The 23375-nt window shown below is 69.9% G+C and carries 20 protein-coding genes and 1 pseudogene; 9 read left to right on the plus strand and 12 right to left on the minus strand.

The window, feature by feature from the left end; genetic code table 11:
* The first annotated feature begins 197 nt into the window (after window positions 1-197).
* From ACZ607_RS30800 to ACZ607_RS30810, 3 genes are all read left to right on the plus strand, one after another.
* Entirely contained in the window at window positions 198-2066 is a 1869-nt protein-coding gene (locus ACZ607_RS30800; protein WP_469740153.1) for an outer membrane protein assembly factor BamB family protein, read from the plus strand.
* Window positions 2067-2124: 58 nt separating this feature from the next.
* The gene (locus ACZ607_RS30805; protein ID WP_469740155.1) at window positions 2125-4068 is read left to right on the plus strand and encodes an outer membrane protein assembly factor BamB family protein; all 1944 of its coding nucleotides are present in this window, start codon (window positions 2125-2127) and stop codon (window positions 4066-4068) included.
* A gap of 246 nt (window positions 4069-4314) precedes the next feature.
* Window positions 4315-5010, plus strand: coding sequence for a helix-turn-helix transcriptional regulator (locus ACZ607_RS30810; RefSeq protein WP_469740447.1), 696 nt, complete (start codon window positions 4315-4317; stop codon window positions 5008-5010).
* 32 nt (window positions 5011-5042) lie between these two features.
* Here ACZ607_RS30810 and ACZ607_RS30815 read toward each other — a convergent pair whose 3' ends face one another.
* Both ACZ607_RS30815 and ACZ607_RS30820 read right to left on the minus strand, forming a co-directional pair.
* Complete coding sequence (locus ACZ607_RS30815) at window positions 5043-5330, minus strand: hypothetical protein (protein ID WP_099177330.1); 288 nt, start codon at window positions 5328-5330, stop codon at window positions 5043-5045.
* 15 nt (window positions 5331-5345) lie between these two features.
* On the minus strand, window positions 5346-7016 hold the full coding sequence (locus ACZ607_RS30820) for a sodium:solute symporter family protein (RefSeq protein WP_469740158.1): 1671 nt from the start codon (window positions 7014-7016) through the stop codon (window positions 5346-5348).
* Between the two features lie 237 nt (window positions 7017-7253).
* Here ACZ607_RS30820 and galT point away from each other — a divergent pair, with 237 nt between their 5' ends.
* From galT to galK, 3 genes are read left to right on the plus strand one after another with little or no spacing between them, the layout of a single operon-like run.
* On the plus strand, window positions 7254-8297 hold the full coding sequence (galT, locus tag ACZ607_RS30825) for a galactose-1-phosphate uridylyltransferase (RefSeq protein ID WP_469740162.1): 1044 nt from the start codon (window positions 7254-7256) through the stop codon (window positions 8295-8297).
* Window positions 8294-9274: a UDP-glucose 4-epimerase GalE gene (gene galE / locus ACZ607_RS30830; RefSeq protein WP_469740165.1), complete on the plus strand. Its 981-nt coding sequence runs from the start codon at window positions 8294-8296 to the stop codon at window positions 9272-9274. The genes galT and galE overlap by 4 nt, the downstream gene beginning before the upstream one ends.
* Complete coding sequence (gene galK, locus ACZ607_RS30835) at window positions 9271-10446, plus strand: galactokinase (RefSeq protein WP_469740169.1); 1176 nt, start codon at window positions 9271-9273, stop codon at window positions 10444-10446. Before galE ends, galK begins: the two co-directional genes overlap by 4 nt.
* Here galK and ACZ607_RS30840 read toward each other — a convergent pair.
* A pseudogene (locus tag ACZ607_RS30840) lies at window positions 10436-10873 on the minus strand (GNAT family N-acetyltransferase); the annotation flags it as partial. The gene galK and the pseudogene ACZ607_RS30840 overlap by 11 nt on opposite strands.
* A 269-nt stretch (window positions 10874-11142) precedes the next feature.
* Between ACZ607_RS30840 and ACZ607_RS30845 the strand changes: the two are divergent.
* On the plus strand, window positions 11143-11925 hold the full coding sequence (locus ACZ607_RS30845) for a LuxR C-terminal-related transcriptional regulator (protein ID WP_469740172.1): 783 nt from the start codon (window positions 11143-11145) through the stop codon (window positions 11923-11925).
* On the opposite strand, the gene ACZ607_RS30850 is transcribed toward ACZ607_RS30845, so the two are convergent.
* On the minus strand, window positions 11884-12381 hold the full coding sequence (locus ACZ607_RS30850; RefSeq protein ID WP_124277360.1) for a MarR family winged helix-turn-helix transcriptional regulator: 498 nt from the start codon (window positions 12379-12381) through the stop codon (window positions 11884-11886). The two genes, ACZ607_RS30845 and ACZ607_RS30850, sit on opposite strands and share 42 nt — an antisense overlap.
* A gap of 88 nt (window positions 12382-12469) precedes the next feature.
* On the opposite strand from ACZ607_RS30850, the gene ACZ607_RS30855 reads away from it, so the two are divergent.
* Window positions 12470-13267 (plus strand): trans-aconitate 2-methyltransferase, encoded by a 798-nt coding sequence (locus tag ACZ607_RS30855; RefSeq protein ID WP_469740174.1) that lies wholly within the window; start codon window positions 12470-12472, stop codon window positions 13265-13267.
* Window positions 13268-13271: 4 nt separating this feature from the next.
* Here the strand turns inward: ACZ607_RS30855 and ACZ607_RS30860 are convergent, their stop codons facing one another.
* The 3 genes from ACZ607_RS30860 to ACZ607_RS30870 form a co-directional block, all read right to left on the minus strand.
* Window positions 13272-13874: a Uma2 family endonuclease gene (locus tag ACZ607_RS30860; protein ID WP_469740450.1), complete on the minus strand. Its 603-nt coding sequence runs from the start codon at window positions 13872-13874 to the stop codon at window positions 13272-13274.
* A gap of 91 nt (window positions 13875-13965) precedes the next feature.
* The gene (locus ACZ607_RS30865; protein ID WP_099177320.1) at window positions 13966-14652 is read right to left on the minus strand and encodes a TetR/AcrR family transcriptional regulator; all 687 of its coding nucleotides are present in this window, start codon (window positions 14650-14652) and stop codon (window positions 13966-13968) included.
* Complete coding sequence (locus tag ACZ607_RS30870) at window positions 14649-15635, minus strand: acyl-CoA desaturase (protein WP_469740176.1); 987 nt, start codon at window positions 15633-15635, stop codon at window positions 14649-14651. Before ACZ607_RS30870 ends, ACZ607_RS30865 begins: the two co-directional genes overlap by 4 nt.
* A gap of 326 nt (window positions 15636-15961) precedes the next feature.
* Between ACZ607_RS30870 and ppc the strand changes: the two genes are divergently transcribed.
* Window positions 15962-18691: a phosphoenolpyruvate carboxylase gene (ppc, locus tag ACZ607_RS30875; protein WP_469740178.1), complete on the plus strand. Its 2730-nt coding sequence runs from the start codon at window positions 15962-15964 to the stop codon at window positions 18689-18691.
* A 27-nt stretch (window positions 18692-18718) separates the two neighbouring features.
* Here the strand turns inward: ppc and ACZ607_RS30880 are convergent, their stop codons facing one another.
* From ACZ607_RS30880 to glmU, 5 genes are all read right to left on the minus strand, one after another.
* Window positions 18719-19189 carry a hypothetical protein gene (locus tag ACZ607_RS30880; protein ID WP_469740180.1) on the minus strand — a complete coding sequence of 157 codons (471 nt, stop codon included), beginning with the start codon at window positions 19187-19189 and terminating at the stop codon, window positions 18719-18721.
* Between the two features lie 75 nt (window positions 19190-19264).
* A complete protein-coding gene (gene pth, locus ACZ607_RS30885; RefSeq protein ID WP_469740183.1) occupies window positions 19265-19858 on the minus strand; it encodes an aminoacyl-tRNA hydrolase in 594 nt (197 codons plus the stop codon).
* Window positions 19859-19969: 111 nt separating this feature from the next.
* A complete protein-coding gene (locus ACZ607_RS30890; RefSeq protein ID WP_469740186.1) occupies window positions 19970-20557 on the minus strand; it encodes a 50S ribosomal protein L25/general stress protein Ctc in 588 nt (195 codons plus the stop codon).
* A 213-nt stretch (window positions 20558-20770) separates the two neighbouring features.
* Window positions 20771-21748, minus strand: a complete 978-nt coding sequence (locus ACZ607_RS30895; RefSeq protein WP_469740188.1) for a ribose-phosphate diphosphokinase — start codon at window positions 21746-21748, stop codon at window positions 20771-20773.
* Between the two features lie 119 nt (window positions 21749-21867).
* Window positions 21868-23316, minus strand: a complete 1449-nt coding sequence (glmU, locus tag ACZ607_RS30900; RefSeq protein ID WP_469740190.1) for a bifunctional UDP-N-acetylglucosamine diphosphorylase/glucosamine-1-phosphate N-acetyltransferase GlmU — start codon at window positions 23314-23316, stop codon at window positions 21868-21870.
* Between the last annotated feature and the right edge of the window lie 59 nt (window positions 23317-23375).

Consider the following 23375-nt stretch of genomic DNA (forward strand, 5'->3'; position numbering starts at 1 on the left):
GTGGACCGTCCGGTGCCGGGTGTGGTGCGGGTGGTACAAAGAAGCCCCGCTCGACTGTCGTAACGCCGCGGAAGCCATGCCCGATTCGCTCCTTTCCGGGGGGAATTCAGAGATTTCTTGCACCTGATCCTCTGAACCCAGCGGAATCGCGGGGGAGACCGGACCGGGCACCGGACCGCACGAAGGGGGACGTGCTGATGACCCAGCCGCCCAGCCAGCAACCGCCGCAGGGGGGCTTCGGGGCTCCGCAGGATCCGCAGAGCACGCCTCAGCCGCCCCAGCCGCAGTCACCGCCGCCGGCCGCACCGCCGTCACCCCCGGCGACCCCGCCGCAGATGCCGCCCGCGCCCCCGCAGACGCCGCCCCCGGGCGCGCCGCAGACGCAGCCGCCGACCCAGCCCGGCTACGGCTATCCGCAGGCCCCCGGGGCGCAGCCCGGCTACGGCTACCCGCAGGCACCCGGACAGCAGGCGCCCGGCCCGTACGCCCAGCAGCCCGGCCCCTACGGCGCACCCTCCGGGCCGTACGCCCAGCAGCCCGGCCCCTACGGTCAGCAGCCCGGTTACGGCTACCCGCAGCAGCAGTACCCCGGCGCCCCCGCACCCGGCGGCCCGGGCGGCGGGCCCTTCAAGGGCAAGCCCGCCGTCATCATCGGCGCGGCACTCGCCGTGCTCCTGGTCGTCGGCGGTGGCGTCTTCTTCGCCCTGAGCGGCGACGACGAGGAGAAGAAGCCCGTCGCCGAGTCCAGCAGCGGCGCCCCCGGCCCGAGCGCCTCGCCCACCGTCGACCAGGGCGACGGCAAGGGGGACGGCCGTGAGGCGAACGACGACCTGAACGCCGGCCGCAAGGACGGCGAGGCGAAGGTCCTCTGGCTGACGAAGAACGACGTCGACCTGCCGCGCAACGGCGCCGACGTGTACGGCCCGTGGATCGTCGGGGACACGCTCGTCAAGGGCATGTACCGCTCCGTCGTGGGCTACTCGGTTACCGACGGCAAGGAGAAGTGGAAGCTTCCCCTGCCCGCCGACATGTGCGCGGCACCCGGGACGGCCACCGCCGACGGAAAGATCGTCATCGGCGTCAAGGACGGCACCACGGACAAGGCCAACTGCGCCAGCCTGCAGATGATCGACCTCAACACCGGCAAGGCCGGCTGGAAGAAGGCCGTCAAGAAGAACGGCACCTGGGACATGCTGTCCGACATCGGCCTGGCGATCAGCGGCGACACCGTGACCGTCGGCCGTACGAGCAACTCCAACGCCTACCGGGTCAGCGACGGCAAGGAACTGTTCGGCAAGCCGTCCGGCAACTGCCAGCCGTTCGCCTTCGCCGGCGGCCCCAAGCTGATCGCCGCGGTCAGCTGCCGCACCGACGACGTGGACAACCCCCAGCACCAGGTCCAGGAGATCGACCCGACCACCGGGAAGGCCAAGTGGACGTACCAGCCCAAGCGCGGCTGGGAGATCGACAAGGTCTACTCGGTGAGCCCTCTCGTCGTCTCGCTGACCCAGCGCGAGGAGAAGAAGTGGGGCATCCTCGCCCTCAAGGAGAACGGGACACTCCGGTCCCAGCTGGTCAGTGACAAGGGGGACAACCCCGCCGTCGACTGCGGGCACGACTTCTCCGTCTTCGGCCAGCAGCTCGAAGGCTGCAGCGGTGTCGCCGCCGACGCCAACACCTTCTACATGATGACCGAGGACGACACCAGCGGCAGCGGCCGCACCAACAAGGTCCTCGCGTTCGACCTGAACACCGGCAAGACCAAGTGGAAGTCCGCGGCTCCCGCCGAACGCACCATGAAGCCGCTGCGCATGGAGGGCGGCAACGTCCTGGTCTACCTGGAGCCCTCGTACGACAAGGGCGGGGCGATCGCCACGATCGCACCCACCGGAGGGGCACCCGAGGTCGTGCTCCAGCACCCGGACTCGACGACCCGCATCGAGAACTTCTTCTCCTCCAAGGCCGTCTACGCGGGCGGCCGTTCCTTCGTCGTCAGTGACCGCGTCAGCGCGAGCAACGACGAGGAGGAGAAGGAACAGACGACCATGATGGCCTTCGGCAAGTGACGGCCGACGACGGCCACCGCAGCCCCTTCTTCTCAGACTCCGCAGAGGTACGTACGCCATGACCCAGCCGCCCCAGCCGCCCAACGAATCGCCCCAGGGCGGTTTCGGTGCCCCGCAGGACCCGCCGCCCGGCGGTTTCGGCGCGCCCACCCCGCCGCCCGCCGACCCGCTGGCCAAGCAGCCCCCGGCCGCACCGCCCACCCCGCCGGCCGGTGGTTACGGCAGCCCGCCCCCGCCCCCGGCCGGTGGGTACGGCAGTCCGCCCACCCCGCCCGCCGGTGGGTACGGCAGCCCGCCCCCGCCCCCGCCCGGTGGCGGTTACGGCGCACCGCAGACGCCGCCGCCCGGCCAGCCGCCGCAGAACCCGGCGTACGGCTACCCGCAGGCGCCGCCCCCCGGGCAGCCGCCGACCCAGCCCGGCTACGGCTTCCCGCAGGCGCCCCCGCCCGGAGGGCCCGGCACGTACCCGCAGCAGGGGTACGGCTACCCGACCGCGCCGATGCAGCCGCAGTACGCCGCACCCCAGCCCGGCGGCGGCAAGAAGTTCACCACCCAGATGCAGATCATCGTCGCCGCGGTCGTCGCGGTGGTGCTGATCGTCGGCGGCGGCATCATCTACGCCTCCAGCGACGACGGCAAGCAGGAAGAGGCGTCCTCGGCCGGCCCCGACGGCGGCGGCAAGGGCGGCGAGGGCAAGGGCGGCACGGGCGACGGCCTGGCCGGCGGCACCGAGAAGGCCCCGGCCGACACCAAGTCCAAGGTCGGCTTCCAGCTTCCGCACCCGAAGGTCACCGACACCACCACCGTCTCCGGCTCCTGGGTGACCGACAAGGTCTACGTGAAGACCGGTGTGTACGAGGTCGTCGGCTACGACATCGCCAAGGGCACCAAGCTCTGGACGATCCCGCTGGCCGGCCAGGTCTGCGCCGCGTCCCGGCACATGAGCAAGGACTACAAGACGGCCATCGCCTTCGAGGAGGGCAAGGCGACCGCCAAGGACAAGTACCCCTCCTGCACCCAGATCGGCGCGCTCGACCTCGCCACCGGCAAGCTGTTGTGGAGCAAGTCCGTCACCTCCACGTCCAGCGGTGACGAGCCCGTCCGGTTCAACGAGGTCACGCTCAGCGGCACCACGGTCGCCGCGGGCGGCACCAGCGGCGGCGCCGCCTTCAACCTCACCGACGGCGCCGAGCTCTGGAAGCCGAAGACCGACACCAACAACTGCTACGACATGGGGTACGGCGGCGGCGAGGCCCTCGCGGTCGTCCGCAAGTGCGGTGGCTACGACGACCCGCAGCTCACCATCCAGGCGCTGAACCCGACCACCGGCGCACCGCTCTCCTCGTACAACATGCCGGCCGGCGTCGAGTACGCGAGCATCGTCTCCACCAAGCCGCTCGTGGTCGCGGCCGACGTCGGCGACACCGCGGGCGACGGCAGCAGCATCTCGGACTTCTTCTCCATCGACGCGGCCACCGGCAAGCTCATCGTCAAGATCTCCGCCGACGCCGACAAGTACGCCGCGGACTGCGGCTCCACCGAGGTCGAGGAGTGCACCTCCCTGGCCGTCGGCAACAACCGGATCTACGTGCCGACCGAGGAGCACGAGGGCGGCGGCGAGTACGGCGACACCAACGAGATCGTCGCCTTCGACCTCACCACCGGCAAGCTCGTCGGCGGCAGGGCGGACGCGGGCGACCGCTACACGCTGACCCCGCTGCGCATGGACGGCTCCAACGTCATCGCGTACAAGAGGCCCCCGTACGACAAGGGCGGCCAGATCGTCTCCATCAACGGCTCGACCTTCGAGGAGACCGTGCTGATGGTCAACCCGGACGACGAGTCGGTGCGCGAGGCGGAGACCAGCTTCTCCGTGGACTACGCCGAGTTCATCTACGAGAAGGGCCGGCTGTTCATCTCCGAGCAGATGGTCAGCGAGCCCAGCAAGTCCAGCACGCTGGACGACAAGCAGTACCTCGTCGTCTCCTTCAGCACCGTCTGACCCGCTCGGCCCGCCCCCGGGCCCGGACGTGACGGCCCTGCCGGTTGATCATCCGACCGGCAGGGCCGATCGTTTTCCGACGGGCAAGTAGCCCAGAATGACTCAGAATTCGGCATTCTGGGGGGCTTCTGCCCGGTAGAGGGCGCGCGGCGTCGAACAAGCGTGTAACTTGCCGGGTCAGAGGGGCCGGGGGGCCTGTTCAGGGTTACGCAGCGGTAGTGCGCTGCACACATGGGGGCTTTTCCGATGGGCGTGCGGCTCATGGTGGTCGATGACCACCGTCTGCTCGCCGAGGCACTCGCCTCGGCGCTGAAATTGCGCGGGCACCGGGTGCTCGCGGCAGCCGCGCCGACCTCGGGGTCCGCGGAACTGGTCGTCAGCAGGGCGCCCGAGGTCTGCCTGTTCGGCACCGCGACGCCCGCCGAGCCGGGGGCGTTCGACCCGATCGTCCGGATCGGGCGGGAGCGGCCGCAGGTGGCGGTGGTGGTGCTCGGCCCGGTGCCGAGCCCGCGCGGGATCGCCGCCGCCTTCGCCGCGGGAGCGGCCGGCTACGTCCGCCACGACGAACGCATGGAAGGCGTCGAGCGCGCCATGGTCAAGGCCCGCGCGGGAGAGGTCGCGGTCGCCCCGCAGCTGCTGCGCGGCGCGTTCGCCGAGCTGCTGCACCCGGTGGTCCAGCCCGACGACGAGGGCCAGCGGCTGCTGCGGATGCTGACCCCGCGCGAGGTCGAGGTACTGGTGCGGGTCGCCGAGGGCGAGGACACCCGGCTGATCGCGGCCGGCATGGGGATCGCGCCGAGCACCGCCCGCACCCATGTGCAGCGGGTCCTGATGAAGCTCGGCGTCGGCTCCCGGCTGGAGGCCGCCGCACTCGCGGCCCGTACGGGACTGCTCGACCGCGCCGCGCCGGTAACGCCGCAGGGGCCGGACGGTCTCGCGTGAACGCGTGACGGTCCGGCCCCTGCGGGCCGCTGTCAGCTCTCCGGCGTACCGGGTGCCCCCTCCGGCACCTGGGCCGGGCGCAGCTTCATCCAGATCAGGAAGAAGAGGCCGAGCACCAGCATGGCCAGGCCGGTCCAGAGGTTGATGTGGACGCCCTCGGCCTTCTTCAGGTCGGCGTCGGACGGGTTGATCCCGGCGATGGTGACGATCACTCCGTAGACCACGAAGAGACCGCCGATGATCCGCCGGATGTCGAACAACCGGGCCGCGGTCGCGGACTTCTGCTCCAGCTCGGAGACTTCCTTGTGCAGGTCGGACATGGTGAGTGCCTCCGATCAGAGCGAGTAGGGCAGGTAGCAGAGAGCGGCGAGGACCATGGCGCCCCAGCCGAGCAGGGCGGGCTTGCGGTACCAGGCGCTGTCGCCCTCCTCCGGGACCTCCTCGGCGTCCGGGGCCTCCGTCCCGTAGACCAGACCGGCCAGTTCGGCCTCCGGCTTGGGCGCGGTGAAGAGGGTGACGGCGACCATGACGACCGCGCCGGCGACGAATCCGACGATGGCGGAGACGAAGTTGGCGCCCTGGTCGGACGGGATGTCGATGATGCCCTGCTTGTAGATCACGAAGTAGTTGACCATCGCGGCCGTGGTGCCCGCGACGAGGCCCCAGACACCGGACTTCATCGACGCGCGCTTCCAGAACATGCCGATGATGAAGACGACGAACATCGGGACGTTGAAGAACGAGAACAGCGTCTGCAGGTACGTCATGATGTTGGAGAAGCTGGCGGCGATGAACGCCGTGCCGATCGAGGCCAGCACACCCACCGCGGTGATCAGCCGCCCGAACTTCAGGTAGTACGCGTCCGGCTGGTCCTTCTTGACGTACCGCTGCCAGATGTCCGTGGTGAACACCGTGTTGAACGACGACACGTTGGCGGCCATGCCGGCCATGAACGCGGCCAGCAGACCGGTCACCGCGATGCCGAGCACACCGTTGGGCAGGAGTTCCTGCATCAGTAGCGGGATGGCGTCGTTGTACGTGAGGTCCGAGCCGGGCGTGCCGATCTTCGGTACGACGACGGCGGCGACCAGACCCGGGATCATCACCGCGAAGACGATGAAGATCTTCGGGAAGGCGGCGATCAGCGGGGTGCGCTTGGCGGCCGACAGGTTCTTCGCGGACAGGGCGCGCTGCACCTCGGCGAAGTTGGTGGTCCAGTAGCCGAAGGAGAGCACGAAGCCGAGGCCGAGGATGATCGTCAGCCAGTTGGCGCCGAGCGGGTTGGCGTCACCGATGCCGGTGCCGCCCCAGGCGGACATGAAGTCGGCGCCGTGCTGCTTCTCCAGCGAGCCGCTCAGGCCGTCCCAGCCGCCGACGCGCTTGAGGCCCAGCAGGGTGATCGGGATCAGCGCGGCGAGGATGACGAAGAACTGCAGCACCTCGTTGTAGATCGCCGAGGAGAGCCCGCCGATGGTGATGTAGACGAGGACGAAGAGACCCGCGACGACGATCGCGACCCACTGCGGCCAGCCGAGGAGCGCCTCCACGACGATCGACAGAGCGTAGAGGTTCACGCCCGCGATCAGGATCGCCGCGAAGGCGAACAGTATGGAGCTCAGCAGGTGGGCCGATTTGTCGAAGCGCTGGAGCAGGAACTCCGGCACGGAGCGGACCTTCGACCGGTAGTAGAAGGGCATCATCACCAGGCCGAGGAAGACCATGGCGGGGATGGCGCCGATCCAGTACCAGTGGACGACCGCGACGCCGTACTGCGCGCCGGTCGCCGCCATGCCGAGGATCTCGGTGGCCCCGAGATTCGCCGCGACGAAGGCCAGACCGGTCACCCAGGCGGGCAGTGACCGTCCGGACAGGAAGAAGTCGAGACTCGTCTTCACACTGGCCCGGGCGGCGAAGCCGATGCCGAGCACCACGACGAAGTAGATCGCCAGGATTGTGTAATCGAGCCCGTTCGTGGGGAGCCGGAGCCCTTCGGCCAGATATTGCATGGGGGGTACTCGCTTCGTTGCGCGAACTGAACCCGTCGGAACCTACGCCTATGTGTTCAGAAAATGAACAGGTCGCATGACGTTCTTTGTTTGATCGTGATCGCACGGGCTGAAATGTCCGGTTCTGGCCACCCATCCGCACAGGCTGCCCACAGGGCTCGGCGCCATTGACTGTCGTGTTGAGTTGTGATTTGTTATGTGCGGTTATGTTTGGAGGGCGTTACATGGAGGAGCCTGGTGAAGAAGACGGTTACGACCCTCGCCGACGGCCGTGAGCTGATCTACTACGACTCCGCGGACGACACCGTCCGCGACGCCGTCGACCAGCGGCCGCTGGATCCCGTCTCGACCTCGTCGGAGGTCCGCCGCGACCCCCTGCTCGGCGACTCGGTGGCCATCGCCTCGCACCGCCAGGGGCGGACGTACCACCCGCCGGCCGACGAGTGCCCGCTCTGCCCCTCGCAGGAGGGCCGGCTCAGCGAGATCCCCGACACCCATTACGACGTCGCCGTCTTCGAGAACCGCTTCCCCTCCCTCGCCGGCGACTCCGGCCGCTGCGAGGTCGTCTGCTTCACCTCCGACCACGACGTCTCCTTCGCCGGCCTCACCGAGGACCAGGCCGCCCTGGTCCTGGAGGCCTGGACCGACCGCACCGCCGACCTCGCCGAGCTCCCGCAGGTCACCCAGGTGTTCTGCTTCGAGAACCGGGGCGCCGAGATCGGCGTCACCCTCGGCCACCCGCACGGGCAGATCTACGGCTACCCGTTCGTCACCCCGCGCACCGAGCAGATGCTCCGCTCGATGGAGGCCCACCGCGCGGAGACCGGCCGCAACCTCTTCGACGACGTCGTGGCCCGTGAGCTCGCCGACGGCGACCGCGTCGTCCTGGAGGCCGAGCACTGGGTGGCCTTCGTGCCGTACGCCGCGCACTGGCCGTACGAGGTCCATCTCCACCCGCGCCACCGCGTCCCCGACCTGCGGGAGCTCGACGAGGGCGCGCGCACGGAATTCCCACAGGTCTATCTGGAACTCTTGAGGCGATTCGACCGGATCTTCGGCCCCGGCGAGCCGCCGACCCCGTACATCTCCGCCTGGCACCAGGCCCCCTTCAGGGTTCCCGGGCGTGAGGAGTTCGGACTGCACCTGGAGCTTTTCACCATCCGGCGGACCACGGGCAAGCTGAAGTTCCTCGCGGGCTCCGAGTCCGGCATGGGCGTGTTCATCAACGACGTGCCGCCGGAGGCCGCGGCCCAGCGACTGCGAGAGGTAGCGAGCGAGTGAGCAACACCGGCAAGAAGTACCTGGTGACGGGCGGCGCGGGATACGTCGGCAGTGTCGTCGCCGCACATCTGCTGGAGGCCGGCCACACCGTGACCGTCCTCGACGACCTGTCGACCGGCTTCCGCGAGGGCGTCCCCCAGGGCGCCGAGTTCATCGAGGGCCGCATCCAGGACGCCGCCAAGTGGCTGGACGCCTCCTACGACGGGGTGCTGCACTTCGCCGCGTACTCCCAGGTCGGCGAGTCCGTCGTCGACCCCGAGAAGTACTGGGTCAACAACGTCGGCGGCACCACCGCCCTCCTCGCCGCCATGCGCGACGCCGGGGTGCGCACCCTCGTCTTCTCCTCCACCGCGGCGACCTACGGCGAGCCGGTCTCCAGCCCCATCACGGAGACCGACCCCACCGCGCCCACCAGCCCGTACGGCGCCTCCAAGCTCGCCGTCGACCACATGATCTCCGGCGAGGCGACCGCCCACGGCCTGGCCGCCGTCTCCCTGCGCTACTTCAACGTCGCGGGCGCCTACGGCAGCTGCGGCGAACGCCACAGCCCCGAGTCCCACCTCATCCCCCTGGTCCTCCAGGTCGCCCTCGGGCAGCGCGAGTCCATCTCCGTCTACGGCGACGACTACCCGACCCCCGACGGCACCTGCGTACGCGACTACATCCACGTCGCCGACCTCGCCGAGGCCCACCTGCTGGCCCTGGACGCGGCCACCGCGGGCGAGCACCTCATCTGCAACCTCGGCAACGGCAACGGCTTCTCCGTACGCGAGGTCGTCGAGACCGTCCGCCAGGTCACCGGCCACCCCGTCCCGGAGACCGCCGCACCCCGGCGCGGCGGCGACCCGGCCGTCCTCGTCGCCTCCGCCGCCACCGCCAGGGAGCGGCTCGGCTGGCAGCCGTCCCGCGCCGACCTGGCCGCCATCGTCGCCGACGCGTGGACGTTCGCCCGCCGAGAGGAGCCCACCGCACCATGACCGACAACGCCGAGCTCACCGCCTCCTTCACCGAGCTCTACGGGACCGCCCCCGAGGGGATCTGGGCCGCCCCCGGACGGGTGAACCTGATCGGTGAGTACACCGACTTCAACGACGGCTTCGTCATGCCGCTCGCCCTCCCGCACGCCGCCCGCGCGGCCGTCGCCCCCCGCACCGACGGACTGCTGCGGCTGCACTCCACCGACGTACCGGGCGGCGTCGTCTCCCTGCGCGTCGACGAGCTGACCCCGCACTCGGGCCACGGCTGGGCCGCCTACCCGGCCGGTGTCGTCTGGGCGCTCCGCGAGGCCGGCCACGCCGTCACCGGCGCGGACATCCAGCTCACCTCCACCGTCCCGGTCGGCGCCGGCCTCTCCTCGTCGGCCGCCCTGGAGGTCGTCACCGCGCTCGCCCTGAACGACCTCTTCGAGCTGGGCCTGAGCGCCCCGGAGATCGCCGTGCTCGGCCAGCGCGCCGAGAACGCCTTCGTCGGCGTGCCCTGCGGCGTCATGGACCAGATGGCCTCCGCGTGCTGCACCGAGGGCCACGCCCTGCACCTCGACACCCGCGACCTCACCCTGCGCCAGGTCCCCTTCGACCTGGCCGCGCACGGGCTGAAGCTGCTGGTCGTCGACACCCGCGTCAAGCACGCCCTGGGCGACGGCGCGTACGCCGAGCGCCGGGCCGGCTGCGAGGCGGGAGCCCGGGCGCTCGGCATCGCCACCCTCCGCGACCTCCCGTACGAGGGACTGGACGCCGCGCTGGAGACCCTCGCGGCGTCCGGCGAGGACGAGTCGGTCGTGCGCTACGTCCGCCATGTGGTGAGCGACAACCACCGGGTGGAGCAGGTCATCGCGCTGCTCGACGCGGGCGAGGTGCGCGCGGCGGGCCCGGTCCTCACCGAGGGCCACGTCTCGCTCCGCGACGACCTGCGGGTCTCGTGCCCGGAGCTGGACCTCGTGGTCTCCGCGGCGAACGAGGCCGGGGCGCTCGGGGCCAGGATGACCGGCGGCGGCTTCGGCGGCTCGGCGATCGTGCTGGTGGAGGAGGCGATGGAGGACACCGTCGCCAAGGCCGTATCGGAGGCCTTCACCGCGGCCGGTCACGCCGCGCCGGGAGTGTTCCCCGCGGTTCCCTCGGCGGGGGGCCGGCGGATCGCTCCAGCCGCTTGACCAGGATCAGCTCCGCGACGCCGGGCGGGTAGTCCTCGACCTCGCCCACCACCTCGTACCCCTGCTTCCGGTAGAAGTCCGGGGCCTGGAAGTCCCAGGTCTCCAGCCGGGAGCGGGTACAGGCCCGGTCGTCGTGGGCGAGGCGCTCCGCCTCGGCGAGCAGCCGCGAGCCGAGGCCGAGGCCGCGGTGGCGGGCGTCGACCCAGAGCAGGTCCACATGGAGCCAGTAGGCCCAGGTCCGCCCGCTCAGCCCGCCGGCCAGCTCGCCCCGCTCGTCCAGGAGCCAGACCTCCAGCGGGACTTCGTGCTCGGCGGAGGTGGAATGCAGGGCGCGTAACCCTGCCGATCCGTCCCAGTTGTCGTCATGGAGCCGTCGGCCCAGCAGAATACGACGTTCCTTGTCCACTTCGGTCTCAAGACGGAACATGTCCAACACCCTAGACACCGTGGGCGGTCAGTTCTGCGAATCGCCTTCCGGCGACCACCACCCACCGTAGGCTGATGCGCAGCACCGGTGGGGGCCGGTGCCGTTTCAGGGGACGAGACAGTCGGATACGACGCCCGGAGCGGGTGGCGGCCGGCACACGGCGGCGGCCGTGCGCCGGCGGTCCACCGGGGTGCTCCGGGCGTTGTGTCCGCCGTGGTCCGTCCTCGTCGGGGCCGACCATGGACGGGCGCCCCAGGAGCTCACACAGCATGGGGGTGTCTGTGGCTCGTATCCGGGTTCTGGTGGTCGACGACCACCGCATCTTTGCCGAGTCCCTCGCGGCGGCCCTCGCCGCCGAACCGGACGTCGACGTGTCCGCGGCGGGCAGCGGGCCCGCCGCGCTGCGGTGTCTGGAGCGCGCGGCCGCCGAGGGGCGCCACTACGACGTGATGCTGGTCGACGCCGAACTGGGCGCCCTCCCCGCGGCGGGCGCCCCCACCGTCCCCGCACCGCGCGGCGCACCCGAGAGCGGGCCGGCGGACGGCATCTCGCTGGTGGCGGGGGTGCGTTCGAGCCATCCCCGGATCCGTACGGTGGTCCTCGCCGAGAAGGACGACCCGCGCCGGGCGGCGAAGGCGTTGCAGGCCGGGGCCTCGGGCTGGGTCGCCAAGGACTGCTCGCTGCAACGGCTGCTGACGGTCATACGGGGCGTGCTGCGCGACGAGACGCATCTGCCGGCCGCGCTGCTGACCGGTGTCCTGCGGGAGCTGACGGCGGCCCGCAAGCACCGCACCGAGAGCGAGCAGCTCGTCGAGTCGCTGACGCCGCGCGAGCGCGAGGTGCTGCGCTGCATGGTGGCGGGCCTGGGCCGCAAGGCGGTCGCGGAGCGGCTCTTCCTGTCCCCGCACACGGTGCGGACCCATATGCAGAACGTGCTGGGGAAGCTGGGTGTGCACTCGACCCTGGCGGCGGTGGCGCTGGCCCGGCGGGCCGGGGTGGGCCCCGTCGCGCTAACCGGGGATGTTGTCGAACGGGGCGGTCAGCCCGCGTAGCAGTCCGGCCAGTTCGGACCGCTGTTGGCGAGAGAGCTCACCCAGGATGGCCCGCTCCTGGTCGAGCAGACCGGCCAGCGACTGGTCGGCCTTGTCCCGGCCCAGATCGGTCAGCCGGACGAGGACACCACGGCGGTCGCTCGGGTCGGGCAGCCGCTCGACCAGATTCTTCTTGGTCAGCCGGTCGATGCGGTTCGTCATCGTGCCCGAGGTGACGAGGGTCTGGGTGAGGAGCTGGCCGGGGGAGAGCTGATACGGCGCGCCCGCCCGGCGCAGCGACGTCAGGACGTCGAATTCCCACGGCTCCAGCTGGTGCTCCGCGAAGGCGATCCTGCGCGCCCGGTCCAGGTGCCGGGCCAGACGGGAGACGCGGCTCAGGACCTCGAGTGGTTCCACGTCGAGGTCGGGGCGCTCTCGGCGCCATGCAGCGACCAGTCGGTCGACCTCGTCCTCCATGACGATCAGTGTAGAGGGTCCCTCGACATGAAGTCTCTTGAATTCAAGTGTCTTGACATCAAGAAACTGTCGTGGTGATCCTGGCCCCATGAGCGCACCGACCTGGGACCCGCAGCAGTACCTCCGCCACGCCGACCACCGCACCCGGCCCTTCCACGACCTCCTGGCCCACATCGGCCCCCTCCCGCACGAACCCGCACCCCGCATCGCCGACCTCGGCTGCGGCGCGGGCAACGTCACCGCGCTGCTCGGCGAACGCTGGCCTGCCGCCCGCGTCACCGGCTACGACAGCTCGCCCCACATGCTGGAGCGCGCCCGCACCCACGCCGGGCCCCTCCTCGACTTCGCCGAGGCCGACGCCGGCACCTGGACCCCCACCGAGACGTACGACCTCATCGTCTCCAACGCCCTCCTCCAGTGGGTCCCCGGCCACACCGCCCGCTTCCCCCACTGGCTGGACGCCCTCGCCCCCGGCGGCACCCTCGCCTTCCAGGTCCCCGGCAACTTCGACGCCCCCAGCCACACCCTCATGCGGGAACTCGCCGGATCCCCCCGCTGGCACGACCGCCTCGGCGGACTCCTGCGCCACGGGGACGCCGTCCACACCCCGGCGCACTACCTGGAGCGGCTCACCGCGCCCGGCCGCACCGTGGACGTCTGGGAGACCACCTATCTGCACCTGCTCCAGGGCGAGGACCCCGTCCTCGACTGGGTCAAGGGCACCGGACTGCGCCCCGTCCTCGACGCCCTCGCGGACGACCCCGAGGCCCACGACGCCTTCCTCACCGAATACCGCGACCTGCTGCGCACCGCCTACCCGGCGGGCCCCTACGGCACGGTCTTCCCGTTCCGCCGGATCTTCGCGGTGGCCCGCACCGCCGGATGAGCGCTCAGAGCCGGTCGAGGGCCTCGAGGGAGATGTCGACGTCGACGGGGAAGGGCACACCCGTCTTGAGCCGGTCGTGATGGATCCCGGTCAGCGCGTACGTCTTGTTCACCGGGTCCAGCTCGTAGACCCGCACGACCGGGTGCTTGTCGCTCCCGGCCATCTCGACCAGCCAGAAGTTCGGGATGCCGGCCGCCGCGTACTTCTGCGGCTTGGCGTCACGGTCGCGGGCCTCGGAGTCGGGTGAGACCACCTCGACGGCGAGGAGTACGTCCGCAGCTGCGAAACGGGTCAGCTCCGGCCCGGTGACCGCTTCCGCCCGGACGACGGACACATCCGGCTCGGGAGCGTTGCGCCGGTCGAGGACCACGGTCATCTCGCGGCGCGTCCTCAGTTCCGGTGGGGCGCTGTGCCGGAGCCCGGTCACCAGAAGGTCGATCATCGTGCTGTGGAAATCTCGCTGCGGACTCACAAAAACCAGGCTCCCGTCGAGCAATTCCGTGTGCGGCGGGAGATCGGGCAGCGTGAACAGGTCGTCCACGGTGTATCCGTCCTGCGGGGGCACCGGCCAGCGGCTGCTGTGCCCGGTGATCGGCTCGGCGGTCATGGTTCCTCCCATGGACGGGATTCTGTGCCCTGCCGACCACACTACGGCCGGCAATCCACAGGCGTCATCACAACGGGTGACGAGCCGGGGATCAGCTCTTCCGGTGGCCTATCAGCCGTGGCTTGGACTCCAGGTTCTCCAGCCCGTGCCACGCCAGATTCACCAGATGGGCGGCCACCTCGGCCTTCTTCGGCTTCCGTACGTCCAGCCACCACTGACCCGTCAGCGCCACCATCCCCACCAGCGCCTGCGCGTACAGCGGGGCCAGCTTCGGGTCGAAGCCCCGGGCCTTGAACTCCAGGCCCAGGATGTCCTCGACCTGCGTGGCGATATCGCTGATCAGCGAGGCGAAGGTGCCCGTGGACTGCGCGACCGGGGAGTCACGCACCAGGATCCGGAAACCGTCCGTGTACGTCTCGATGTAGTCCAGCAGCGCGAACGCCGCCTGCTCCAGCAGCTCACGCGGATGCCCCGCGGTGAGCGCCCCCGTCACCAGGTCCAGCAACTGGCGCATCTCACGGTCGACCACCACGGCGTACAGGCCCTCCTTGCCGCCGAAGTGCTCGTACACCACCGGCTTGGAGACCCCGGCACGCGCCGCGATCTCCTCCACCGATGTGCCCTCGAAGCCCTTGTCGGCGAACAGGGTGCGGCCGATGTCCAGGAGCTGCTCGCGGCGCTCCTTGCCCGTCATCCGGACCCGCCGGGCCCTTCGTGTGGGGGCAGGCCTGCTCTTCTCGCCGCTGGTGCTTCCGTCGGTCGCCACGTCGTCAATCATGCCGGGTCTGCGGCCGCGGCCTTGCGGCGGGAGGCGATACGCGAGGCATCGGGCCACCGCACGTCGTGCGCCCAGCCCAGCTTCTCGAACCAGCGGATCAGCCGGGCGCTGGAGTCGATCTGGCCCCGCATGACCCCGTGCCGCGCACACGTGGGGTCCGCGTGGTGCAGGTTGTGCCACGACTCGCCGCACGAGAGCACCGCCAGCCACCACACGTTCCCCGACCGGTCACGGGACTTGAAGGGCCGCTTCCCGACCGCGTGACAGATCGAGTTGATCGACCACGTCACGTGGTGCAGCAGCGCCACCCGGACCAGCGAGCCCCAGAAGAAGGCGGTGAACGCACCCCACCACGACATCGTGACCAGGCCGCCGACCAGCGGCGGGATCGCCAGCGACAGGATCGTGAAGCTGAGGAAGTGACGCGAGATCGCACGGATCGCCGGGTCCCTGACCAGGTCCGGGGCGTACTTCTGCTGCGGGGTCTGCTCCTCGTTGAACATCCAGCCGATATGGGCCCACCACAGGCCCTTCAGCAGCGCCGGCAGGTTCTCACCGAACCGCCACGGCGAATGCGGGTCACCCTCGGCGTCGGAGAACCGGTGGTGCTTGCGGTGGTCGGCCACCCAGCGCACCAGCGGCCCCTCCACCGCCATCGAGCCCGCGACCGCCAGGGTGAGACGGAGCGTGCGGTTCGCCTTGAACGAGCCGTGCGTGAAGTAGCGGTGGAAACCGATCGTCACGCCGTGGCAGCCCCAGTAGTACATGGCGACCAGCAGACCCAGATCGAGCCAGCTGACACCACGGCCCCAGGCCAGCGGCACCGCCGCTACCAGGGCCGCGAAGGGCACCACGATGAACAGCAGCAGAGCGAGCTGCTCGACCGAACGCTTCTTGTCGCCGCCGAGCGTGGCGGAGGGAGCTGCGGTGTCGCCTGCCGCGGTCGGCAGGCCGTCGTCGATCACATCGGGGCTGGTGGGCATGGGGAGTCCCCCGTGAGGTGAGGAAATATGACGGTATGAGCGGGCTACGCTTCCGTAACCTACGGCAACGTAAGTATGGCAGCGAAGTGCGCCACGACACGAGAGCGCCGCCGCCACAACCCGTGTGCGGCGAGGCCCTCACCCCCCACCCACCCCCCATCCGTCTCACGGTGCAGGGCAGCGAGCACGCCGAACCCCCGGACACCTATCCTGGGTGGGTCGGACAGCGCGGTCCGCACTCTGCATATCCGGGGTGACCCGTCAGCACCGCGAGCGCCCCGGCCCCCCTGACAGACGTGCTCAACCACTGCAAGGAGCCGCACACTGTGAGCAGTGCCGACCAGACCCCTGCCGCCAACACCGAACTGCGGGCCGATATCCGCCGCCTCGGAGACCTGCTGGGTGAGACCCTCGTACGACAGGAGGGCCAGGACCTCCTCGACCTCGTCGAACGCGTCCGCGCCCTGACCCGCACCGACGGTGAGGCAGCAGCAGAGCTCCTCGGAGACACGGACCTGGAGACCGCCGCACAGCTCGTGCGCGCCTTCTCCACCTACTTCCACCTCGCCAACGTGACCGAGCAGGTCCACCGCGGCCACGAGATGCGCGACCGCCGGGCCGCCGAGGGCGGGCTCCTCGCCCGCACCGCCGACCGCCTCAAGGACGCAGACCCCGAACACCTGCGCGAGACGGTCAAGAACCTCAACGTCCGGCCCGTCTTCACCGCCCACCCCACCGAGGCCGCACGGCGCTCCGTACTCAACAAGCTCCGCCGCATCGCCGAACTCCTCGAAACCCCCGTCATCGAGGCCGACCGCCGACGCCAGGACATCCGGCTGGCCGAGAACATCGACCTCATCTGGCAGACCGACGAACTCCGCGTCGTCCGCCCGGAGCCCGCCGACGAAGCCCGCAACGCCATCTACTACCTCGACGAACTCCACGCCAACGCCGTGGGCGACGTCCTGGAGGACCTGGCCGCGGAGCTGGATCGCGTCGGCGTCGAACTGCCCGCCGGCACCCGCCCCCTCACCTTCGGCACCTGGATCGGAGGAGACCGCGACGGCAACCCCAACGTCACACCCACCGTCACCTGGGACGTGCTCATCCTCCAGCACGAGCACGGCATCACCGACGCCCTCGAACTCGTCGACCAGCTGCGCGGACTGCTCTCCAACTCCATCCGCTACACCGGAGCCACCGACGAGCTCCTCACCTCACTCCAGACCGACCTGGAACGCCTCCCCGAGATCAGCCCCCGCTACAAGCGGCTGAACGCCGAGGAGCCCTACCGCCTCAAGGCCACCTGCATCCGGCAGAAGCTCGTCAACACCCGCGAGCGCCTCGCCTCCGGCACCCCCCACCGCCCCGGCTGCGACTACCTCGGCACCTCCGAGCTCATCGCCGACCTGGTCCTCATCCAGACCTCCCTGCGCGAACACCGCGGCGGACTCTTCGCCGACGGCCGCATGGACCGCACCATCCGCACGCTCACCGCGTTCGGCCTCCAGCTCGCCACCATGGACGTCCGCGAACACGCCGACGCCCACCACCACACCCTCGGCCAGCTCTTCGACCGCCTCGGCGAGGAATCCTGGCGCTACGCCGACATGCCCCGCGACTACCGGCAGAAGCTCCTCGCCAAGGAACTCCGCTCCCGCCGCCCCCTCGCACCCACCCCCGCCCCGCTGGACGCCGCGGGCGAGAAGACCCTCGGCGTCTTCCACACCATCAGCCAGGCCTTCGAACGCTTCGGCCCCGAGGTCATCGAGTCCTACATCATCTCGATGTGCCAGGGCGCCGACGACGTCTTCGCCGCCGCCGTCCTCGCCCGCGAAGCCGGCCTCCTCGACCTCCACGGCGGCTGGGCCAAGATCGGCATCGTCCCGCTCCTGGAGACCACCGACGAGCTCAAGGCCGCCGACGTCATCCTCGACGAGATGCTCGCCGACCCCTCCTACCGCCGGCTCGTCTCCCTCCGCGGCGACGTCCAGGAGGTCATGCTCGGCTACTCCGACTCCTCCAAGTTCGGCGGCATCACCACCTCCCAGTGGGAGATCCACCGCGCCCAGCGCCGGCTCCGCGACGTGGCCCACCGCTACGGCGTACGCCTGCGCCTCTTCCACGGCCGCGGCGGCACCGTCGGCCGCGGCGGCGGCCCCTCCCACGACGCGATCCTCGCGCAGCCCTGGGGCACCCTCGAGGGCGAGATCAAGGTGACCGAACAGGGCGAGGTCATCTCCGACAAGTACCTCATCCCCGCCCTCGCCCGCGAAAACCTGGAACTGACCGTCGCGGCCACCCTCCAGGCCTCCGCGCTCCACACCGCACCCCGCCAGTCCGACGAAGCCCTCGCCCGCTGGGACGCGGCCATGGACACCGTCTCCGACGCCGCCCACCAGGCCTACCGCAAGCTCGTCGAGGACCCCGACCTCCCCGCCTACTTCCTCGCCTCCACCCCGGTGGACCAGCTCGCCGACCTGCACCTCGGCTCCCGGCCCTCCCGCCGCCCCGGCTCCGGCGTCTCCCTCGACGGACTGCGCGCCATCCCGTGGGTCTTCGGCTGGACCCAGTCCCGCCAGATCGTCCCCGGCTGGTTCGGCGTCGGCTCCGGCCTCAAGGCACTCCGCGAAGCCGGCCTCGACCCCGTCCTGGAAGAAATGCACGGACAGTGGCACTTCTTCCAGAACTTCATCTCCAACGTCGAGATGACCCTCGCCAAGACCGACCTGCGCATCGCCCGGCACTACGTCGACACCCTCGTCCCCGACGAGCTCAAGCACGTCTTCGACGTCATCCAGGCCGAACACGAACTCACCGTGCAGGAAGTCCTCAAGGTCACCGGCGGCAAGGAACTCCTCGACACCAGCCCGGTGCTCCAGCAGACCTTCGCCATCCGCGACGCCTACCTGGACCCCATCTCCTACCTCCAGGTATCCCTGCTCGCCCGCCAGCGCCAGGCCGCCGAAAGCGGCGAAGAGCCCGACCCCCTGCTCGCCCGCGCCCTGCTGCTCACCGTCAACGGTGTCGCCGCAGGCCTCCGCAACACCGGCTGATCACCATGTGAGCGGGTGCGGCCCCTGTCAGAGGGCGACGAACGTCGCCAGCAGCAGGACCGCACCCGCGATCCCGGTCCCCCACGCCGTCCGCGTCAGCCGCATACCGCCGCCGATCAACAACGCGGCCAGCATCAACGCACCACCCAGCGGCACCCACGCATGCAGAAAGCCCGGCAACCCGGTACGCACCACGTCCCCGGTCCCGGGCTTCACCACCACGGGGAAACGGTCCCCCTTCCGCACCGCGACGGACCGCTCCACCGCCACCTCGGACCGCGCCTGCGACGTCGCGTCCGGAGCGAACGACCCCGTACACGCGTCGTCACCGCACCCCGTCACCGTCATCGTCCCGTGGTCACGGCCCTTGGCCAGAACGATGTGATGCGCCGTGTCCCACGACGTCCACACGCCCGCCACCAGCAGCACCAGCACGACACAGCCCGCCGCGAACGTACGGCCATGGGCCACCACCCGGTGGGACGAACTCCGCTTCATGGGGGCCGATCCTTGGGCAGAGCCCTGCCGTCGGTCAACCTATGGCCGAAAAACACCCAAGAAGCAACAGGAATGTCAGGAGTTGTACGCGGACTGAGCCCGCTCCAGCCCCTCCGCCAGCAACGACTCCACCGCATCCGCCGACCGGTCGACCAGATACGCGAGCTCCTTGCGCTCCGCCGACGAGAAGTCCTTCAGCACGAAATCCGCCACCTGCATCCGCCCCGGCGGCCGACCGATCCCGAACCGCACCCGGTGATAATCCGGACTCATCGCCTTCGTCATCGACTTCAGCCCGTTGTGCCCGTTGTCCCCGCCACCCAGCTTCAGCCGCAACATCCCGAAATCGATGTCCAACTCGTCATGCACCGCCACGACATGATCCGTCGGCACCTTGTAGAAATCCCGCAGAGCCGTCACCGGACCACCCGACAGATTCATGTACGACATCGGCTTCGCCAGCACCACACGACGACTCGCCGGCCCCGGCGGACCGATCCGCCCCTCCACCACCTGAGCCTGCGCCTTCTGCGCCCGCTTGAACTTCCCACCGATCCGCTCAGCCAGCAGATCGGCCACCATGAAACCGACGTTGTGCCGGTTCGCCGCATACTCGGGGCCGGGATTACCGAGGCCCACGATCAGCCAGGGGTCGGTGGCGTCGGACATCAGAGCTCGGTCTCCTCGCGTACGTACACAGCCGGTCGATACAGGGAAACGGGGCGGCGGAACCCCCGGAAGGGAACCGCCACCCCGTCAGTCAAGCAGGTGGGGCGAGGCTCAGGCCTCGGCAGCCTCGGTCTCGGTGCCCTCGGCAGGCGCCTCCTCGGCCTGCGCGGCGACGACCTGCAGCACGATGGCGTCCTCGTCACCGGCGAGCACGGCACCCTTGGGCAGCTCGATGTCCTTCGCGACGATCGAGTCACCCGCGTCCAGACCGGCGACGGAAACCGTGACCGACTCGGGGATGTGGGTGGCCTCGGCCTCGACGAGCAGGGTGCTCTGCACGTACTCCAGCAGGTTGGCGCCCGGCGCCAGGTCGCCCTCGGCGTGCACCGCGATCTCGACGTTGACCTTCTCGCCGCGCTTCACGGTCAGCAGGTCGACGTGCTCGATGTTGCCCTTGAGGGGGTTGCGCTGCACGGCCTTCGGGATGACCAGCGCGTCCTTGCCGTCGATCTCCAGACCGATCAGCACGTTCGCGGTACGCAGGGCGAGCAGCAGCTCGTGGCCCGGCAGGTTGATGTGAACCGGCTCAGCACCGTGGCCGTAGACGACCCCGGGAACCAGGTTGGCACGACGCGTACGACGGGCAGCGCCCTTGCCGAACTCCGTACGGACCGTTGCGTCGAGCTTGATCTCAGCCATGCTGCACTCCTCGTAGATGACTCAAAAGGTGACGAAGAACCGATGGTCACCCGGCCCACGACAGGCCTGCTACGAAGAGCGCGTCGATAACGGAGCACCGACCCCATGACCACGCATGAGAACGGCCTCCCTCGCCGAGCAACCTGTTCAGTCTACCCGGCGGGAAGGCCGCACCCAAAGTCGATCACCCGCAGGGGGCGATCACCCGTGTGACTACTCCTGCTCCTCGAAGAGGCTCGTCACCGAACCGTCCTCGAACACCTCACGCACCGCACGCGCGATCGTCGGCGCGATCGAGAGCACCGTGATCTTGTCGATCTCCAGCTCACCCGGCGTCGGCAGCGTGTCCGTGAACACGAACTCACTGACCTTCGAATTCTTCAGACGGTCCGCGGCCGGACCCGACAGCACACCGTGCGTCGCCGTCACTATGACGTCCTCCGCACCGTGCGCGAACAGCGCGTCCGCGGCGGCACAGATCGTGCCACCCGTGTCGATCATGTCGTCGACCAGGACACACACCCGGCCCTCGACGTTACCCACGACCTCATGGACGCTGACCTGGTTCGGCACGTCCTTGTCACGCCGCTTGTGCACGATCGCCAGCGGAGCGTCCAGCCGGTCGCACCAACGGTCCGCCACCCGCACACGGCCGGCGTCCGGAGACACGATCGTCAGCTTCGAACGGTCGACCTTCGCACCCACGTAGTCCGCCAGGATCGGCAGCGCGAACAGGTGGTCCACCGGACCGTCGAAGAAGCCCTGGATCTGGTCCGTGTGCAGATCCACCGTGAGGATGCGGTCCGCACCCGCCGTCTTCATCAGATCCGCGATCAGCCGCGCCGAGATCGGCTCACGACCACGGTGCTTCTTGTCCTGACGGGCATACCCGTAGAACGGCACGATCACCGTGATGGAACGGGCCGACGCGCGCTTCAGCGCGTCCAGCATGATCAGCTGCTCCATGATCCACTTGTTGATCGGAGCCGTGTGGCTCTGGATCAGGAAGCAGTCGGCGCCACGCGCGGACTCCTGGAAACGCACGTAGATCTCACCGTTGGCGAAATCGAAGGCCTTCGTCGGCACGAGACCGACACCCAGTTGATGCGCGACCTCCTCGGCCAGCTCGGGGTGGGCGCGGCCGGAGAAGAGCATCAGTTTCTTCTCGCCGGTCGTCTTGATCCCGGTCACAGCACAGTCTCCTCAGACGTGTATCTGGCACCGCACGCATGTGTCCCGATGTGCGACGAGCCAGCCGAAATGGGTGAGCATCTATCACGGTACGCCGCCTTTGGCGCACCTGTTTCCGGTCAGCTTTCGCCGTCGGGCTCCTGAGTGGCGGCCTGGGCAGCCTGAGCCGCGGCACTCCCGGGACGCTTCCGGGCGACCCAGCCCTCGATATTCCGCTGCTGGCCCCGGGCGACGGCCAGTGAACCGGACGGTACGTCCTTGGTGATGACCGAACCCGCGGCCGTGTAAACGCCGTCCCCGACCGTGACAGGCGCCACAAACATATTGTCCGACCCGGTCCGGCAGTGCGACCCGATCGTGGTGTGGTGCTTCGCCACCCCGTCGTAGTTCACGAACACGCTCGCCGCACCGATGTTCGTGTGGTCACCGATCGTCGCGTCCCCGACGTAACTCAGATGCGGCACCTTCGTGCCCTCGCCGATCGTCGCGTTCTTCATCTCGACGTACGTACCGGCCTTGGCCTTCGCGCCCAGCCGCGTGCCCGGCCGCAGATACGCGAACGGCCCCACCGACGCCCCGGGGCCCACCTCGGCGCCGTCCGAGACCGTGTTGTCCACCCGCGCGCCCGCATGGACCACGGTGTCCTTCAGACGGGAGTTCGGGCCCACCTCGGCGTCCTCGGCGAGATGCGTCGTCCCCAGCAGCTGGGTCCCCGGGTGCACGACCGCGTCACGCTCGTACGTCACCGTCGCGTCGATCAGCGTCGACGCCGGGTCCACGACCGTCACGCCCGCCAGCATGGCGCGCTCCAGCAGCCGCTCGTTCAGCAGCCGCCGCGCCTCGGCCAGCTGGAGGCGGTTGTTGATGCCCAGGATCTCCCGGTGGTCGCCCGCCACGGAGGCCCCCACCCGGTGCCCCGCCTCACGCAGGATCGACAGCACGTCGGTGAGGTACTCCTCGCCCTGGCTGTTGTCCGTGCGGACCTTGCCGAGCGCGTCGCTCAGCAGCCGGCCGTCGAACGCGAAGACCCCGGAGTTGATCTCCCGGATCGCACGCTGCGCGTCGGTGGCGTCCTTGTGCTCGACGATCTCGGTGACCGCCCCGGTGGCCGCGTCGCGCACGATCCGGCCGTAGCCGGTGGAGTCCGGGACCTCGGCGGTCAGCACGGTGACGGCGTTGGCGTCGGCGGAGTGCGTGGCGGCGAGCGCGGCGAGGGTCTCGCCGGAGAGCAGCGGGGTGTCCCCGCAGACGACGATCACGGTGCCGTCGACGGTTCCGCCGAGCTCCTCGAGGCCCATCCGGACCGCGTGGCCGGTGCCGTTCTGCTCGGCCTGGTAGGCGGTGCGTACGGGGGTGTCCCCGGCGGAGAGGTGCGCGGTGACCTGCTCGCTGGCGTGGCCCACGACCACGACGAGGTGCTGGGGGTCGAGCTCACGGGAGGCGGCGACGACATGTCCGACGAGCGAGCGCCCGGAGATCTCGTGCAGGACCTTGGGTGTCTTCGACTTCATGCGGGTGCCCTCACCCGCTGCGAGGACGACGACGGCGGCCGGGGTGATGGCGCTCACGGATGTGCCCTTCGGCTTCGGGTGGTGGACATCCGCAGGATACCGGGGGCGTATATGCC

The sequence above is a fragment of the Streptomyces sp. NPDC104381 genome, from assembly GCF_055583745.1.

What these genes read in the sequence shown, in the direction of transcription:
- ACZ607_RS30880 (WP_469740180.1), bottom strand. Translation starts at nt 19,189, where the DNA reads ATGAAGCGGAGTTCGTCCCACCGGGTGGTGGCCCATGGCCGTACGTTC.
- ACZ607_RS30845 (WP_469740172.1), top strand. Translation starts at nt 11,143, where the DNA reads ATGGGGGTGTCTGTGGCTCGTATCCGGGTTCTGGTGGTCGACGACCAC.
- ACZ607_RS30890 (WP_469740186.1), bottom strand. Translation starts at nt 20,557, where the DNA reads ATGGCTGAGATCAAGCTCGACGCAACGGTCCGTACGGAGTTCGGCAAG.
- ACZ607_RS30860 (WP_469740450.1), bottom strand. Translation starts at nt 13,874, where the DNA reads ATGACCGCCGAGCCGATCACCGGGCACAGCAGCCGCTGGCCGGTGCCC.
- galK (WP_469740169.1), top strand. Translation starts at nt 9,271, where the DNA reads ATGACCGACAACGCCGAGCTCACCGCCTCCTTCACCGAGCTCTACGGG.
- ACZ607_RS30850 (WP_124277360.1), bottom strand. Translation starts at nt 12,381, where the DNA reads ATGGAGGACGAGGTCGACCGACTGGTCGCTGCATGGCGCCGAGAGCGC.
- ACZ607_RS30820 (WP_469740158.1), bottom strand. Translation starts at nt 7,016, where the DNA reads ATGCAATATCTGGCCGAAGGGCTCCGGCTCCCCACGAACGGGCTCGAT.
- ACZ607_RS30800 (WP_469740153.1), top strand. Translation starts at nt 198, where the DNA reads ATGACCCAGCCGCCCAGCCAGCAACCGCCGCAGGGGGGCTTCGGGGCT.
- ACZ607_RS30815 (WP_099177330.1), bottom strand. Translation starts at nt 5,330, where the DNA reads ATGTCCGACCTGCACAAGGAAGTCTCCGAGCTGGAGCAGAAGTCCGCG.
- ACZ607_RS30865 (WP_099177320.1), bottom strand. Translation starts at nt 14,652, where the DNA reads ATGATTGACGACGTGGCGACCGACGGAAGCACCAGCGGCGAGAAGAGC.
- ACZ607_RS30870 (WP_469740176.1), bottom strand. Translation starts at nt 15,635, where the DNA reads ATGCCCACCAGCCCCGATGTGATCGACGACGGCCTGCCGACCGCGGCA.
- pth (WP_469740183.1), bottom strand. Translation starts at nt 19,858, where the DNA reads ATGTCCGACGCCACCGACCCCTGGCTGATCGTGGGCCTCGGTAATCCC.
- ACZ607_RS30805 (WP_469740155.1), top strand. Translation starts at nt 2,125, where the DNA reads ATGACCCAGCCGCCCCAGCCGCCCAACGAATCGCCCCAGGGCGGTTTC.
- ACZ607_RS30810 (WP_469740447.1), top strand. Translation starts at nt 4,315, where the DNA reads ATGGGCGTGCGGCTCATGGTGGTCGATGACCACCGTCTGCTCGCCGAG.
- ACZ607_RS30855 (WP_469740174.1), top strand. Translation starts at nt 12,470, where the DNA reads ATGAGCGCACCGACCTGGGACCCGCAGCAGTACCTCCGCCACGCCGAC.